This is a genomic window from Capnocytophaga sp. oral taxon 903 (assembly GCF_013394785.1).
GTDB classification, from domain to species: Bacteria; Bacteroidota; Bacteroidia; order Flavobacteriales; family Flavobacteriaceae; genus Capnocytophaga; species Capnocytophaga ochracea.
On record NZ_JABXYW010000002.1, the window covers coordinates 720,168 to 737,158 of the forward strand.

The 16,991-nt window shown below is 41.7% G+C and carries 9 protein-coding genes; 8 read left to right on the forward strand and 1 reads right to left on the reverse strand.

The window, feature by feature from the left end; genetic code table 11:
- Positions 1-22: 22 nt before the first annotated feature.
- On the reverse strand, positions 23-2,164 hold the full coding sequence (locus HW279_RS02965) for a TonB-dependent receptor (protein WP_178957905.1): 2,142 nt from the start codon (positions 2,162-2,164) through the stop codon (positions 23-25).
- A gap of 877 nt (positions 2,165-3,041) precedes the next feature.
- On the opposite strand from HW279_RS02965, the gene HW279_RS02970 reads away from it, so the two are divergent.
- From HW279_RS02970 to HW279_RS03005, 8 genes are all read left to right on the forward strand, one after another.
- The gene (locus tag HW279_RS02970; RefSeq protein ID WP_178957906.1) at positions 3,042-4,001 is read left to right on the forward strand and encodes a mevalonate kinase; all 960 of its coding nucleotides are present in this window, start codon (positions 3,042-3,044) and stop codon (positions 3,999-4,001) included.
- Between the two features lie 46 nt (positions 4,002-4,047).
- Positions 4,048-5,934 (forward strand): amidophosphoribosyltransferase, encoded by a 1,887-nt coding sequence (locus HW279_RS02975; RefSeq protein ID WP_178957907.1) that lies wholly within the window; start codon positions 4,048-4,050, stop codon positions 5,932-5,934.
- 378 nt (positions 5,935-6,312) lie between these two features.
- On the forward strand, positions 6,313-7,434 hold the full coding sequence (locus tag HW279_RS02980) for a glycosyltransferase family 4 protein (protein ID WP_178957908.1): 1,122 nt from the start codon (positions 6,313-6,315) through the stop codon (positions 7,432-7,434).
- A 151-nt stretch (positions 7,435-7,585) separates the two neighbouring features.
- The gene (locus tag HW279_RS02985; protein ID WP_178957909.1) at positions 7,586-9,772 is read left to right on the forward strand and encodes a glycoside hydrolase family 97 protein; all 2,187 of its coding nucleotides are present in this window, start codon (positions 7,586-7,588) and stop codon (positions 9,770-9,772) included.
- Positions 9,773-9,916: 144 nt separating this feature from the next.
- Positions 9,917-12,871: a SusC/RagA family TonB-linked outer membrane protein gene (locus tag HW279_RS02990; RefSeq protein ID WP_178957910.1), complete on the forward strand. Its 2,955-nt coding sequence runs from the start codon at positions 9,917-9,919 to the stop codon at positions 12,869-12,871.
- A gap of 4 nt (positions 12,872-12,875) precedes the next feature.
- On the forward strand, positions 12,876-14,444 hold the full coding sequence (locus HW279_RS02995; RefSeq protein WP_178957911.1) for a RagB/SusD family nutrient uptake outer membrane protein: 1,569 nt from the start codon (positions 12,876-12,878) through the stop codon (positions 14,442-14,444).
- Positions 14,445-14,458: 14 nt separating this feature from the next.
- Positions 14,459-15,487 (forward strand): SusF/SusE family outer membrane protein, encoded by a 1,029-nt coding sequence (locus HW279_RS03000; protein ID WP_178957912.1) that lies wholly within the window; start codon positions 14,459-14,461, stop codon positions 15,485-15,487.
- A 62-nt stretch (positions 15,488-15,549) separates the two neighbouring features.
- A complete protein-coding gene (locus HW279_RS03005; protein ID WP_178957913.1) occupies positions 15,550-16,956 on the forward strand; it encodes an alpha-amylase in 1,407 nt (468 codons plus the stop codon).
- The last annotated feature ends 35 nt before the right edge of the window (positions 16,957-16,991 follow it).

Sequence of the window (16,991 nt, forward strand, 5' to 3'; positions counted from 1 at the left end):
ATTAGTTGTTAAAAATTAGGGGTTAGTAGAATCGGTAGGAGAGTTTTGCATAGAAAGCGCGACCGGCTTTTTGGAGGCTGTAGTTATCGTACAACAATTCGTCGGTGATATTTTTGGCTTCTACGGAAAGACTTAACCGTTTGTTAGGAGTGTAGTAGGTAAGACTCACGTCGTGAGAAAGTTGGCGAGGGACTTTAATTTTTGTTCCTTCGCTTTGCCACGAGGTAAAAAACTCTTCGGTGAAAAAGAGATTATAGTTTAGTGATAGTTTGTCGCGTTTAGCAATGAGGCTTTCTATATTACAAGTAGCATCGGCGTTGCCAAATAGATAAGGCATATTGGGCAAACGGTCGTTATAGATAGCAGAAGGGCGACCTGTTTCAGTAAATTCTTCTTTGTTGCGCAAGTTCATATAAGACAAGTTGCCACCTACTGAAAATGCATCTTTATAGAAGAAATAGCGCAGGGTAGCATCGACTCCCATATTGAGTACCTTACCGTGATTTCGGCTTCCTGCGGAGCCTTCATTAGCTCCTGCACTGATAATACTTCTGATGATATAATCTTTGATATAACGATAGGCAAAACCCACTTCTATTAAGAATGAATGCACTTTGAACGCAGGTTGATAAGAGAGATTTACATTCAGGTTATCGCTATTTTCGGGTTTGAGCTTATAATTACCAATCTCTAAATCGCCATCGCCAAAGAGTTCGGTATCAGTAGGTAGACGGAAGCTCTTTTCATAAGAGAGTTTGACTTGTAGAGGCTTTAAGAGCTGATAAGTAGTCGCCCCACCATAACCCCAAGCCTGAGTGTGATGAGTTTCTTCTTCATATACCGCGCGACTTCCATATCCAGTAACAATTACTGGACCTGTTACAGCTGTATTGTAATATTTACCGAAAGCTAATATATTCCAACGCTCGGAAGGAGTAAACTTATATGATAATCCAGAGATATTTTTCTCATTGACGCGCCTCATAAAATCGGAATCGAGGGTATAGTTGGTAATGAGCATATTTTTGTTACGCCGAATGTAATTACTGAAGGTGTGTGTGAGTTGAAAGGAGTGTTTCTCAGTGAGTTGATAGTCTAAGTGTGAAGTAATATAGCCCGTTTTACCTTCAAAAATAGTATTCTGAAGTTGCGATTCACCACGAGTAACCATTGGTTCATACTCACCCGTCCAGCTATAACGGCGAGCTTCTTCATCTACATTTTGAGTGGTGGTAAAATCATAACGCCCTGTAAGGAAGAAAGAGAGACCGTTGAGGATATTCTTTTTCTCATATTCTACTGAAGATGAATAGTTATGAGATTTGCGGTACTTACCTCCGAAGACTTTTTGCATTAGGTTGGCGTTTTGGAGTTGTTTATTCTCTTGACTATAATTGAGTGCAAAAGAAAGTTTATCAGCCCATTTTTCATCGAAGATATTTACGCGACCTATGATAGCCTCGTTGTGATAACGGTCGTGAAAGCGTTTGAACCAACGTTTTTCTTTAGAGTAAGAGCCTGTTTGGAGGTCGAGATATTCGGTAAATACTTTATAGCTGTTATCGGAGTAATTTTGGTAAGCATTGAGTTCTACACTGATGTTATCGGTGAGGAATTGCCCGAGATTTAAGGTACTTTTATGGGTGTTGAAAGAACCAAAAGTATAGGATAGATTGCCGTAGTTGTATCGACTTTTGCGTGTTACTACATTGATAGCGCCCCCAAGAGCATCGGCACCAAAAGTAACAGGTACCACACCTTTGTAAATTTCGATACGTTCGATAAGTTCAGCGGGAATATTGTTAATACGAAAAGAGGCATTCGCTTCGTTCATAGGTACCCCATCGATAAAGATACGCACGTGACGACCGGTAAAGCCATTAAGATTGATTACTGTCTCTGCCCCTACCCCACCAGTTTCGCGCATCTTTACCCCCGATACACGAGCAAGGATATCGGCAGCATTGCTGTTGAGATTGCGGAGCTGTTGAGCTTCGATAGCAACCACGTTGTAAGCTGCTTTTTGCACTTGCTTGATAGGTGATTGCCCAGTGAGTACCACCTCACTGAGCTGCGTAACTTCTTCTTCAACAGGTTGAGAGAAGAGTTGAGTTGCACAAAAAGGAGTGAGTAAAAGGATTATATTTTTAGGTGATAAAGGCATTAATATTATTTCTGATGAGAAAAAAAGAGGGTGCAAAGATAGTAAATAAAATGGAATGATTCTAAAAAAATAGAAAATATTTAATGTTAATAATCTCAGAAGTGCTAATAATCAACCTTTATGAAGTTTCAAACTTAGGCAAAGTGTGTATTGCTAAAAGTGATACATCGGAGTTTTTAGATTTTTAGGAAAATCTCGGAGAGACTAGGGATTTTCGGAGGAAAGTTTGGAAGAGAGCAGAGAGCTAAGGAGGTTCGGAAGAAAACGGAGAAGTTCGGAAGAGGGTTGAGAGAAGTTTTGGTGAAAAAAGGGTGTGAGATGGGTGGGGTTAGGATATAGAAAGGATATAGAAAGGATATAGGAATGATGAACGAATGATGGACGATTGATATAGGAAGGGTATATAAATAATTGATTAATAGTACAATACAACAATGCCAAAAATGTCAAAAATGGGGTTTCGAGGCGAAAGAAAGAGGAAGAGGTGCTAGGCCTTAGGCCATAGGCACTAGGGGGAGTAGGGAAGAAAAATTAGAGAATTAGAGAATTAGCAAATTTGGAAATGAGAAAATGAGATGGTGTGGGGGGCTTAGAGAATAGGCAACAAGTTGCCTGAATGTCTGGCACAGATTAAACGGATAGTCTTTCAATTGATAATTGACAATTGACAAATGTGATGGGTACAAATAGGCAACTGCGTTGCTGGATTTCACAGATTACAATATAAACACAACTGTAAATCAGTATTGTATATATAGAACTGAGGTTGATTAACAAAACATTTATATCCAAAAGTATGTGAGATATTGGAAAAAAGTGTACCTTTGCAGTCTCTTATTACTCATACTACCCTGCTAACGCAGACTTTACCTAAAAAATGAAACTTTTCTATTCTAAAATACTCCTCTTTGGCGAGTATGGCATTATCAAGAACTCCAAAGGCTTGGCAATCCCCTATAACTTTTATAAGGGGACACTGAAAAAGTGCGAGTCGCACCAGCAGTGTGAGCCGCACAGAGAAAAAGAAGAAGATGCTCGCAAATCGAATGAGGCTTTGCGGGAGTTCGCTACTTACTTACAAAACCTTATGGAGGAAGAAAACCCTATTGTGCGCTTCAATCTTGAAAAGCTCAATGCCGATATAGCAGAGGGTATGTACTTCGATAGCAGTATCCCACAAGGCTATGGTGTGGGCAGTAGTGGCGCCTTGGTAGCTGCTATTTACAGTGAATATGCTATTGAGCCTATCAGTGCAATGGAAAACCTTACCCGCGAAAAGCTATTACAACTCAAAGCGATTTTTGGCAAGATGGAATCGTTCTTCCACGGCACTTCTTCGGGCTTAGACCCACTGAACAGCTATTTGAGTTTGCCGATACTTATCAATTCGCACGACCATATAGAACCTACGGGCATTCCCTCGCAGACACCTAACGGAAAAGGCGCAGTGTTTTTGCTCGACAGTGGTGTGATAGGCGAAACGGCTCCTATGGTACGCATCTTTATGGAGAATATGAAGAACGAGGCTTTCCAGAAGATGCTTAAAGATGAGTTTATCAAATATACCGATGCTTGTATAGATGACTTTTTGAAGGGGCGCTTCAAATCGCTGTTTGGGAATATCAAGAGTCTATCGGGCATTGTGCTGAACCACTTCAAACCGATGATTCCGAAAGAGTTTCACACGTTATGGAAGCAGGGAATCGACTCGGGCGATTATTTCTTAAAACTATGTGGTTCGGGTGGTGGAGGCTATATTTTGGGCTTTACTGAGGACTTAGAGAAAGCCAAGCGTGCTCTTAGCAAACATAAATTAGAAGTAGTATATCAATTTTAAAACCTATATAAAGGCGTGCCTATGCAACGCCTTTTCTTATTTGTAAATGAGTGACACTATCAAACACGAGTGCGGGATTGCTCTTATCCGCTTGCTCAAACCTTTGGAATATTACAAAGAAAAATACGGCTCTGCCTTCTATGGCGTCAATAAAATGTACTTGATGCTGGAAAAGCAACACAACCGCGGGCAAGATGGTGCAGGAGTGGCGAGCATCAAACTGAATATGCAACCCGGAGAACGCTATATCAGTAGGATTCGTTCCAACGAGGCGCAACCGGTGCAGGATATCTTTACGCGCATCAACCAGCGTATCAACGAGGGGTTTAAGGCGAATCCTGCACTGAAAGACAATGTGGCTTTGCAGAAAAGAGAACTCCCCTACATAGGCGAAGTGATAATGGGGCACGTGCGCTACGGTACCTTTGGCAAGAACAGCATCGAGAATGTGCACCCTTTCTTGCGCGAAAACAACTGGATATACCGCAACCTCATTATGGCGGGTAACTTCAATATGACCAATGTAAACGAGCTCTTCGAAAACCTCGTACACCTTGGACAACACCCCAAAGACAAAACCGACACTGTGATTGTAATGGAAGGTATCGGTCATTTCTTAGACGATGAGGTAGAAAAGCTCTATCTCCAACTGAAAGAAGAGGGCTATACCAAACAGGAAGCGTCGCCTTTTATTGCGGAACGGCTGAATATAGAACGCATCTTGAAGCGCGCGGCTAAGTATTGGGACGGTGGTTATGCAATGGAAGGAATGATAGGTAACGGCGATGCTTTTGTACTCCGCGACCCTGCGGGTATTCGTCCGGCGTTTTACTATCGAGATGAAGAAGTGGTAGTGGTAGCATCGGAACGTCCGGCTATACAAACGGTCTTCAATGTAAAATACGAGAATGTACACGAGTTACCGCCTGGGAATGCAATTATCATCAAGAAGAGTGGAGAGGTGGCAGTAAAAGAGATACTTACCCCAAGGACACGCAAAGCTTGTTCGTTTGAGCGCATTTACTTCTCTCGTGGTAGTGACCAAGATATTTACCGCGAACGCAAGATGTTGGGCAAGTTGCTCTTTCCTCGCATTGCCCAAGCTATCGACCACAACTTGAAAGATACAGTTTTTGCTTATATTCCTAACACGGCTGAAACATCGTATTTGGGACTTATAGAAGCAGCGGAACAATACCTCAACGAGCAGAAAGCAAAACAATTAGCAACCGCCACTGAAAGTGACATTCTTACGATTCTCTCTGAAAAAGTACGCACTGAAAAGGTAGCGATTAAAGATGTGAAGTTGCGCACCTTTATCACCGAAGACAGTAGCAGAGACGACCTTGTGGCGCACGTGTACGACATTACCTACGGTTCGGTACAAAAAGGCGACACTTTGGTGATTATAGACGATAGTATTGTGCGGGGTACGACCCTTAAAAAAAGTATTTTGAGCATATTAGGCAGGTTAGAGCCCAAAAAGATAGTGATAGTCTCTTCGGCACCTCAAATACGCTATCCCGATTGTTATGGGATAGATATGGCGCGTTTAGAAGACCTTGTAGCGTTTCAAGCAGCATTGGCTTTACACCACGAAAGAGGTACTTATCACATCATAAAAGAAGTGTACAAAAAATGTCTTACCCAAGTAGCGCTAAGTGATGACAAGGTAGTGAATTACGTAAAAGAAGTGTATGCTCCTTTCAGCGATGAAGAGATTTCGGACAAGATAAGAGATTTGCTTTTGCCAAAGAACTTCGCCTCAGAAGTAGCAGTAATCTTCCAAACGGTAGACAACCTGCATAAGGCTTGCCCTATGAATTTGGGCGATTGGTATTTCACGGGTGATTACCCTACCAATGGTGGCAATAGGGTAGTAAATAGGGCGTTTATTAACTTTTATGAAGGGAATAAAGAGAGGGCGTACTGATATATGAGGGTAATTAGGAAATGAGAGAATTAGAGAATGAGAGAATGAGGAAATTAGAAAATGAGGAAATGAGGAAATGAGAGAATTAGAGAAAAATCGACTAAATAAATTAGGTGTGAGTAAAAAGTAGTGGCGGTTATTAGGGTGAAAGACAAGGGTTGCTCGAAGGTGGAGCGGAGGTAAGATAAAGGTAAGGCGAACGATGAGTGGCTCTACAGTGGGTCTACAGTGGCTCTACAGTGGGTCTACAGTGGGTCTACAATGAATGATGAACGAAGGAAAGGTGAAGGTAAAAGGGTTTTAAATACTGTTTTGTTTGTATCGTTTTAATTTATTATCTTTGCAGTTCATATTACCTTATTATTAGAGTGAGCAACTATGAACATCGCTTTTGACGCTAAACGGGCTTTCCATAACACACGCGGACTGGGGAATTACAGTCGGGATTTGATTCGCATACTACAAGAACACAAGGTGGGACATTTATACCTCTTCAACCCACAAAAACGCGAAATTCAGGGAGTGGTGATTGATGAACACACCACCGAAATCACTCCACAATCTTTCTTCTGGCGCAAGCTAAAATCATTATGGCGCAGTGTAAAAATCACTGATATAGCTAAACAACTTCCTATTGATATTTATCACGGACTTTCAGGAGAAATTCCTAAGGGAATTTATAAACACATACCTACGGTAGTTACTATTCACGACCTTATTTTTATGCGTTATCCTGAACTGTATTCGTTTTTCGACAGAAAAATACATTATCGCAAGTTCTTGTATGCCGCACAACATTCAGAACACATCATCGCTATTAGTGAGCAGACGAAACAAGATATCATCAGCTATTTAGGCATTTCAGAAGAGAAAATAACGGTGGTATACCAAGGCTGTCACCGAGCTTTTAAGAAAACATATACCGAAACGCAGAAGGAAACTATACGCAAAAAATATCATCTTCCCGAAAAATTTGTATTGAACGTAGGTGCTATTGAGCCCCGCAAGAACGCACTTGAAATAGTGAAAGCTATTGAACCCCTGCGAGATATTTCGTTAGTTTTGGTGGGTAAGCAAACGGCTTATTACCAACAAATAGAGGCGTATTGTGAAGCACACCAACTTAAAGACCGCGTGCAAGCGCTGAGTAACGTGCCTATGGAAGACCTCGCTATTATCTACCAGCTGGCTGAGGTGTTTTGTTATCCTTCGATTTTTGAAGGTTTTGGGATTCCTATTATAGAAGCGTTATTTAGCAAAACCCCTGTGATTAGTTCGCAGGGCAGTTGTTTTGCGGAAGCAGGAGGAGCGCATTCGGTTTATGTGAACTTACAAAATGCTGAAAAAGAGATACGTAAAGCCATTGTAAGCATTACTACCGATGAGGTGTTGCGCCGGCAAATGGTAGAAGAAGGGTACCAATATGCTCAGCATTTTACCGACGAGGCAGTGTTTAAAAACTTGATGAAAGTGTATAAAAAAGTAAAAAGTGAGTGGTAAAAGATAAAAATACGACAACTGGTGACTTGTTTAACTTATTGACTTTATGATATATCATAATTTTTTCTTAAAAAAAAGTAAAGAAAAATTTGTTTATATAAAAAACTTCTGTACCTTTGTACCAATTTTAACACTTATAAAGCAATAAAAGATGAGAAAGATGATCTTGTTGATGAGCGTTTTTGCTATGCACCTCGCTATGGCACAGCAACAAAGCTCGCCTGACGGCAATGTAGTACTCACTTTTTCACTGAAAGCTGACGGAACGCCTTCGTATAAGGTGTCTTACAAAAACAAAGCAGTGATCAACGAAAGTACTTTGGGCTTTAAAATAAGAGAAGTGCTATCCTCCTATTTATTGAAAGCGGACGGGACACCTCTTTATAACGAAAGCTCTCTTGGCGACTCTAAAATAAAGAAAATTGAGCCGTTGACCCAAAACTTTAAAGTAGTAGGCACCAAAAAGTCTACTTTCAAGGAAACGTGGAAACCTGTATGGGGAGAAGAAAGCGAGATTCTTAACCATTACAACGAACTTCTCGTACAATTGGAACAAGAGAAGACCCACCGAAAGATGAACATCCGTTTTCGTGTGTACAACGAAGGAGTGGGATTCCGCTATGAGTTCCCTTCACAAAAAGAGCTCACCTATTTTGTAATAGAGGAAGAACTCTCGCAGTTTGCGATGACCGGAGACCACACCGCTTGGTGGATTCCTGGGGACTACGATACCCAAGAATACGACTATACGGAAAGCAAACTCTCAGAAATTCGCGGATTGATGAAACAAGCGATGACTGACAACGTATCACAGTTTATTTTCTCGCCTACCGGCGTACAAACTTCCTTAATGATGAAAACCAAAGACGGCTTGTATATCAATCTTCACGAAGCAGCTTTGGTGAACTACTCGTTGATGAACCTCAATTTGGACGACAAGACTTTCATCTTCCAATCGTGGCTAACGCCCGATGCAGAGGGAGCTAAAGGTTATTTGCAAGCCCCTTGCCACAGTCCTTGGCGTACTATTATGGTGAGTGATGACGCTCGTAAAATCTTGGCGTCACGCCTTATCCTCAACCTCAACGAACCTTGCGCTATTGCCGATACTTCGTGGATTAAACCTGTGAAGTATGTGGGCGTTTGGTGGGAAATGATTACCGGTAAAAACTCTTGGAGTTATACCAACGACCTTCCTGCAGTAGACCTTAATACCGTTGATTACAGCAAAACTAAACCCAATGGTACCCACGGCGCTAACAACGAAGAAGTGCGCAAATATATCGATTTTGCGGCTAAACACGGCTTCGACCAAGTGCTTGTAGAAGGTTGGAATATAGGTTGGGAAGATTGGTTCGGTCACAAAAAGGACTATGTGTTCGACTTTGTAACTCCTTACCCTGACTTCGACCTTAAAGCTCTCAATGAATACGCTCACTCTAAAGGTGTAAAACTGATGATGCACCACGAAACTTCGGGCTCTACGCGCAACTACGAGCGCCATATGAAAGCCGCTTACGAGTTGATGAATAAATACGGTTATAATTCCGTAAAAAGCGGGTATGTAGGCGATATCCTCCCTGTGGGTGAACACCACTACAGCCAATCGACTATTAACCACTACCTCTATGCGATTAAAGAAGCTGCTAAACACAAAATAATGGTGAATGCGCACGAAGCCGTACGCCCTACCGGTATTTGCCGTACTTACCCAAATATGATAGGTAACGAATCAGCTCGCGGTACTGAGTACGAGGCTTTTGGAGGTAATAAAGTATTCCACACCACTATCTTGCCTTTCACTCGTTTGCAAGGAGGCCCAATGGATTATACTCCTGGTATCTTCGAGACCGAAATGAAGTATGTAAATCCTAATAATAACAGTCAGATACGCAGTACCTTGGCACGCCAATTAGCGTTGTATGTAACAATGTACAGTCCGCTACAAATGGCAGCCGACTTGCCAGAGAACTACGAGAAGCATATGGACGCTTTCCAATTCATTAAAGATGTACCCGTAGATTGGCAAAAGAGCGTATACCTTGAAGCAGAACCAGGACGTTACATCACCATTGCGCGTAAAGATAAACACAGCAACGATTGGTACGTAGGTTGTACGGCTCACGAAGGCGGACATACCTCAGAGCTTCTGCTCAACTTCTTAGACAAAGGCAAGAAGTACGAAGCTACCATCTATGCTGATGCCAAAGATGCCAACTGGAAAACCAACCCAAAGGCATATACCATCACCAAACAAAAAGTAAATGCTAAAACAAAGCTAAAACTCACTGCCGCTCAAGGCGGAGGGTATGCTATTAGCATTAAAGAAGTAAAATAATCCCCTCCCCAGCCCTCCCCCAAGGGGAGGGTGTTTGGGAGGTTTATGTTTAAATTACTCCGTTTTCTGAAAAGTAAAAATCTTTTTAGATTGCCCCCTCTCCTTGGGAGAGGGGAACGGGGAGAGAAACTAAATTTATTATATATGAAAGTAAAAATGAACAAACTACTTTGTACAGTAATGTTTTTCTTGTGCGTAGCTTTTGGTTATGCACAGCAAATCACTGTAAAAGGAACAGTGAAAGACGGCTCTGGACAACCTTTGATGGGAGCCAGTGTGCTTGTGAAAGGTACCTCTCACGGTACTGCTGTCGATTTTGACGGTAATTTTGAGTTAAAAGTAGACAAAGGGGTTACCCTTGTGGTCTCATCAGTAGGCTATAAAAGCCGAGAAGTAGCTGCTAAAGCAGGTACTATGAACATCGTTCTCCAAGAGGATGTACAACAACTCGGCGACGTAGTGGTTATCGGGTATGGAGCTGTGAGAAAAAAGGACTTAACAGGCTCTGTAAACTTGGTGACCGATAAGGACTTTAACAAAGGTCAAACCCTCTCTGCCGACCAATTGTTACAAGGTAAAGTAGCAGGGGTACAAATTACCTCCGCTGGTGGTGCTCCTGGTGGTGAGCAAAATATCCGTGTGCGTGGTATAGGATCTCTTACTTTGAACTCTAATCCACTTGTAGTAGTAGATGGTATACCAATGAACGATGGAGCTGTTGGCGGTTCACGTAGTATTTTGAACTCTATCAACCCCGAAGATATTGAGAGTATGACCGTACTAAAAGATGCTTCATCTACCGCTATCTACGGTTCACGTGCTGCCAATGGGGTAATTATGATTACCACCAAAAAAGGAAAGATGAACCAAGATACCCAAGTAGCGGTAAATTCTAGTATCTCTTTAAGCCAAGTATCCGATTATGTAAACCTCCTATCTGCTGATGAGTTTCGTGCCTTAGTAAACCAAACTGGTACTGTTGCTCAAAAAGCAATATTAGGTGATGCCGATACTAATTGGCAAAAAGAAATCTACCAAATAGCACCTACTACCAATACAACTGTAGGTATTTCCGGAGCTCTTAAGTCTATGCCTTACCGCCTTTCTGTAGGACATACTTATGCCGATGGTATTCTCAAAACTGATAAATTCCAACGTGCAACGGCTAAATTGTCTTTAACTCCTCAGTTCTTTGATAAATCATTGCGCACTGAGTTCAACGTATCAGGTTCTTTTATCAAAAACCGCTTTGCCGATAAAGGGGCTATAGGTGCTGCTATTGAGTACGACCCTACACAACCTGTACGCATTAACTCTACTCGCTACAACGGTTACCACACTTGGCTTGACAATACAGGCAGCAAAAATAACAATGCTCCTTCTAACCCATTGGCATTGCTTAACTTGCGTGATAATACTTCTACTGTAAACCGTTTGATTTCTAACGTAAAAGTAGATTATAACTTGCCTTTCTTCAAAGATATTACGGCTACTATCAACGCAGGTATTGATTATACTAAGAGTAACGGTGATGACATTACCGATCCTCGTATGCCTTCCTCATCAAGTACTTTCAATGGGGTACACGATCATTATACACATATTGCCTCTAATGCCCTATTTGATGCCTATGCAAACTATATGAAAGAAATTGGCAAACATAACCTTTCATTTATGGTGGGACACTCTTACCAACGCTTTTACTTCAGTAAAGAATCAAAAAAAACAGAATCTTTCATCGGTCAAAGTGACATCGTAAAACCCGTAGACGACAAGAGCCGAAATGTACTTATCTCTTTCTTCGGTCGTGCTAACTATAGCTTCAACGATCGCTATATGCTTACCGCTACCCTCCGTGCCGATGCTTCTTCTAAATTGAACCCAGACGACCGTTGGGGTTACTTCCCTTCTGTAGCCTTGGCTTGGAATGTGAAAAACGAATCTTTCTTAAAAGAAAAAGAAAAAGTAAACGAACTTAAACTCCGTATCGGTTATGGTGAAGTAGGGAACGTAAATGGTCTCGGCGACTATCTATTCCTCACTCGCTATGTAGGTAGTATCAATGAAGGTGCTTATTATCAAATAGGTAATCGTTATATTGCAACAGCACGTCCTGAGAGTGTGAATAAACACCTCAAATGGGAAATCGGTAATACCCTCAATGCCGGTATCGACTATGGTTTCTTTGGCAATCGCTTCTTCGGTAGTGTGGATGTGTATCGCAAGATCACCAAAGACCTTATCGCCGAAGCTAACGTAGCTCCATTTACGAACTATGGTAGCCGTATCGCCAGCAACATCGGCGATATGGAAAATAAAGGGATTGAAGCTATTGTAAGCGTAGTGCCTGTGCGCAATGATGAGAAAAATATCAACTGGACACTCACTTATAACGTTGCTTACAACAAGAACGAAATCACCAAACTTACAAACCTTCAAAACGTAGGAGGTATTAATGGAGGTACAGGGAATACTGTACAACGCCACCAAGAAGGCTATGCCCCTTACACTTTCTTCCTCTATGAACAAGTGTACGGAGCTGACGGTATGCCTATTGAAGGGGCTTATGTAGATAGAAACAATGATGGCAAAATAGATGAAAACGACCGTTATATGGGAAAATCTCCTTATGCCGATATCACTATGGGACTTACTACCAACATCACTTACAAACAGTGGGATTTGAATATCGCTACCCGTGCAAGCCTTGGTAACTATGTGTACGACAACGTTTCATCTGCCAATGCATCGCTTGACCGCGTGTATTCCGATAACATTTTGCGCAATACACCAAGTACTTACTACGACACTTTGTTAAGTCAGCGTAAAACGCAAACAATGCTTAGCGATATGTATTTACACGATGCGTCTTTCTTCAAGATAGACAATATCACCTTAGGTTACAACTTCCCTGAAGCTAACAAACTAAAAGTACGCCTCTATGCAACTATGCAAAATGTACTTACCCTTACTAAATACAAAGGATTAGACCCAGAAGTATTATCTGTGGATGCGAATAACAGAGCAACTTCAGGTATTGATAACAACGTATACCCACGTCCTAAAACTTACCTATTTGGTATTAACTTAAATTTCTAAGCGTATGAAAAGTAATTATATCAAAATATGGGGATTGGCAGCAGCTTTGTCTCTCAGCAGTTGCTTGAAAGACTTAGACCAAGACCCCTCTATCGACCCAGATAGTAAAACTGAAAATTCAGTAAAATCAAACTTAGAAGAAGCAGAACAAGCTTTAGCAAAAATATATGCTTCTTTAGCTCTCACAGGACAACAAGGACCTACGGGGTCTCCCGATGTACAAGGAATTGACGAAGGTACTAGCCAGTTTACCCGATTGTTGTTCTATATGCAAGAACTCCCTACCGATGAAGCTGTAGTAGCGTGGAGCGACCCTGGCGTGCCCGATTTCCACAATATGAACTGGACTCCCAGCAATGGTATCATCGAAGGTATGTACTACCGTTTGGCGCAAACCGTTTCATTTGCTAATTCATTTATCTCAACTAACCAAGACAGCCAATTTGAGGAAATGAAAACTTACGGAGTAGCCGAGGCACGCTTTATCCGTGCTTATGCCTATTATTACTTGATGGATTTATTTGGGGCAACTCCTATTGTAACTGAAGTGAAAGACAAACTTACTGAAAACGACCGTAAAAGCCGTGCAGAGGTGTTTGATTTCATTGAAAGTGAACTCAAAGCTATTGAGAACGAACTCAAAGCTCCTAAAACCAATCAATACGGACGTGTAGATCAAGCAGCTGCTTGGGCTTTGCTCTCTCGCTTGTACCTCAATGCCGAAGTGTATACAGGCAATGCTCGTTGGGCTGATTGTATGACCTATGCTAAAAAAGTAATCGACAATGGCAGCTATACTTTAGTAAATGATTACAACTATTTATTCTTAGCCGACAATGATACCAATGGCGCTCAAAACGAGAATATCTTTACTGCCAATTTCGACGGTTTGAACTCTCAAACTTGGGCAGGAAGCACTTTCTTAGTACACGCCGCTATTGGGGGAGAGATGAATGCCGAAAACTACGGCGTAGGTAGCGGTTGGGGTGGTATTCGCTCTACCAAAGCCTTAGTCGAAAAATTCAACGGTACTGGTACTCCTCCTACTTCTTGGATAGATAAACGCGCAATGTTCCACATCCAAGGTCAAGAGTACGAAATCACCTCTGTTTCTAACTTCAAACATGGCTACGCCATTACTAAGTACAAAAATATTACTTCAGCAGGCGTAAAAGGTAAAGACCCAGGAGGAAACTATGTAGATACCGATGTAGCTCTTATCCGTTTAGCTGAAATGTATCTCAACTATGCCGAAGCTGCTTTCAAAACTGGTAATCAAAGTGACGCTCGTACTTATCTAAATCGTTTGCGCCAACGTGCTGGTGTATCTGATCTCTCCTCTCTTACTGAAGAGGAAATATTGAATGAACGCGCTCGCGAACTCTATTGGGAAGGTTTCCGTCGTACCGACCTTATTCGTTTCAACCGCTTTACTGAAGGCTCTTACTTGTGGCCATTCAAAGGTGGTGTAGCAGCAGGTACAGCCGTTGATAACTTCCGTAAACTCTATCCTATACCTGCTAACGTAGTCTTAGCATCTGGTGGAGTGATCAAACAAAATACTGGATACTAAAAACTGAATAAGCAATGAAAAAAATAACCCAATTAGCCTTGCTATCCTTAGTACTGTTAGCTGGCTGTGAAAAAGAAGATAAAACTACGGTTGATGTGAATGCGGTAACGCTCACTACAGAACTATCGGCTACTACTTTTGTGTTACAAGAAGCTGATGCAGATAAAGAAGCCCTTACCATCACTTATAAACCTGTAGTAGAAGCCAATACTCCCGTGAAGTATCAAACCGTTTTTTCTTACGGTGAAAAGTCTACAACTAAAGAAGTTACTACTAACAAAGTAACTTATACTGTAGCCGAACTCAACTCCATCGCACAAAGTTTGAAACTCCCTATAGGGGTAGCTACCGATGTAAAAGTTAAAACTACCGCCATTATAGGAGAAAAAAAAGTAACTAAAGGAGTTGCTGAAAGTACTATCAGTATAACTGCTTACCAAACGGTAATCAAACCTTCAGCTTGGGGCGTGGTAGGTAGTGCTACTCCTAACGGTTGGAACAAACCCGATGTCCCTATGTGGAGAGCCGACAATGGTACCCTCGTAGCTTACGTTACTTTAATTGATGGCGAAATCAAATTCCGTAAAGATCAAGATTGGAAAGAAAACCTTGGTGGTTCTCTTGATAATCTTACACAAGGTGGAAGTAACATCTCTGTAACTGCAGGTACTTATAAAATCATCCTTGATATAAATAAAAAAACCTGCAAAATGGAGCTTTACTCTTGGGGTATCGCTGGTGATGCTGCCAATGGTTGGGATGCTGATAAAGGCACAGACGTTGTCTTCACCTATGAAGGGGCTTCTAACACTTGGGTGGCTAAGAATGTAGCTCTCAAAGGAGGTAAAGAACTTAAGTTCCGTTTGAATAATAAATGGGATACCAATTTCGGTGCTGATAGTTCTGATAACCCTACCTCTCAATTAGAAGGAAAAATAAAAGACGGAGGAAGTAATATCAAAATTACTACCGCTGGCAATTACAATGTCTCCTTCTCATTTGATGAAAACAAAAAAGGTACTTACAAAATAGAAAAATTATAACATAATATAGGCTGTCCGACAGTGTCGGACAGCCTATATTATATCATTTAAATACCAAAAATATGAAATATTATATATACCTCCTCGTAGGATTGCTCTTTTTTTCCTGCGATACAGACAATACCGACCCTCCCTACCCTCGAAACTTAAAAGTACTCGACCTTACTAAAATAGACAACGGCAACCGTGTGATGATGCAAGCCTTCTATTGGGACGTAGAACCCCGCGGAGAATGGTGGAACACTATTACCTCTAAACTCACCGATTGGAAAGCCAACGGGGTAGACCGCATTTGGCTACCACCTGCCACCAAAGGCGCTTCCGGAGGCTATTCTATGGGCTACGACCCTTCCGATTATTTCGATTTTGGGGAATACTTCCAGCACGGCACTACCAAAACCCGCTTTGGTTCACGTGCTGAACTCGAAAACCTCATCAGCAAAGCCCACGAAAAAGGCTTGCAAGTAATCGCCGATATCGTTATAGGGCACAACAATGGCGGAGGCAAAGAATGGAACCCTTACCGCAATAAAGAAACCTACACCCTTTTCGATGAAACCCACGGTAATGCTTCTGGAAGATTTAACCGCAACTATGAGTGCTTTCACCCTAATAAATATGCAACTTCTGACGAAGGAGCTGACTTTTACGGAGAACAAGACCTCTCGCATAAAGTACCCTATGTACGTGAAGAACTTTGGGAAAAAGATAACTCAATGGCTAAGTATTACAAGAATACAATGAAGTTTGACGGTTGGCGTTTCGACTATGTGAAGAGCTTTGGAGCTTGGGTAGTACGCGATTGGCTAAAAGCAGTAGGTGGTTTCGCCGTAGGTGAATTGTGGGACGGCAACCCCGAAACGCTTAAAAAATGGGTAGACGAGAGCGGTGCAAGTGCTTTCGACTTTGCCTGTTTTTATGCCCTCGAAAAGGCATTAGACCGCAATAAAGATATGCACGAACTGATGACCGATACCCACCCAATGCTTAGAACCTTGCGCCCCGAGAAAGCTGTCACTTTTACAGCTAACCACGATACCGAGAAAGACAAAATAGCGGACAATACCATTGCGCCTGACAAAAAACTAATGGCGTATGCCTATATCCTTACTCATAGTGGCTACCCTTGTATTTTCTATTCCGATTACGAAAATGAGGCTTTCAAAGCCAAGCTACAAAAGCTAATGCTAATCAACCGCAGTTTGGCAGTAGGTGAAGAAAAATTCCACTTAGCTTCTAATACAGAGTATGTAGCCTCACGTCTGGGCAACGAGAAAAGTCCGGGCTTAGTGCTCTTTATCAACAACAGCACTCTCCCAGCCAAGCGTACTATTACCACCCATTGGAAAAACAAAACCTTGATAGATTACTCTGGTAATAGTCATTTATTTTTTGTTACCGATGGCGATGGCAATGTAACCATACAAGTACCCGCCAATAGCTACACCGTGTGGTCAATAGGTAAATAACATAAAGTTATACAGATAAAAAAACGAGCTACCTC

Excerpts from the sequence above, each read along its gene's own strand:
- HW279_RS02965 (WP_178957905.1), bottom strand. The coding sequence starts at position 2,164 with ATGCCTTTATCACCTAAAAATATAATCCTTTTACTCACTCCTTTTTGT.
- HW279_RS02970 (WP_178957906.1), top strand. The coding sequence starts at position 3,042 with ATGAAACTTTTCTATTCTAAAATACTCCTCTTTGGCGAGTATGGCATT.
- HW279_RS02975 (WP_178957907.1), top strand. The coding sequence starts at position 4,048 with ATGAGTGACACTATCAAACACGAGTGCGGGATTGCTCTTATCCGCTTG.
- HW279_RS02980 (WP_178957908.1), top strand. The coding sequence starts at position 6,313 with ATGAACATCGCTTTTGACGCTAAACGGGCTTTCCATAACACACGCGGA.
- HW279_RS02985 (WP_178957909.1), top strand. The coding sequence starts at position 7,586 with ATGAGAAAGATGATCTTGTTGATGAGCGTTTTTGCTATGCACCTCGCT.
- HW279_RS02990 (WP_178957910.1), top strand. The coding sequence starts at position 9,917 with ATGAAAGTAAAAATGAACAAACTACTTTGTACAGTAATGTTTTTCTTG.
- HW279_RS02995 (WP_178957911.1), top strand. The coding sequence starts at position 12,876 with ATGAAAAGTAATTATATCAAAATATGGGGATTGGCAGCAGCTTTGTCT.
- HW279_RS03000 (WP_178957912.1), top strand. The coding sequence starts at position 14,459 with ATGAAAAAAATAACCCAATTAGCCTTGCTATCCTTAGTACTGTTAGCT.
- HW279_RS03005 (WP_178957913.1), top strand. The coding sequence starts at position 15,550 with ATGAAATATTATATATACCTCCTCGTAGGATTGCTCTTTTTTTCCTGC.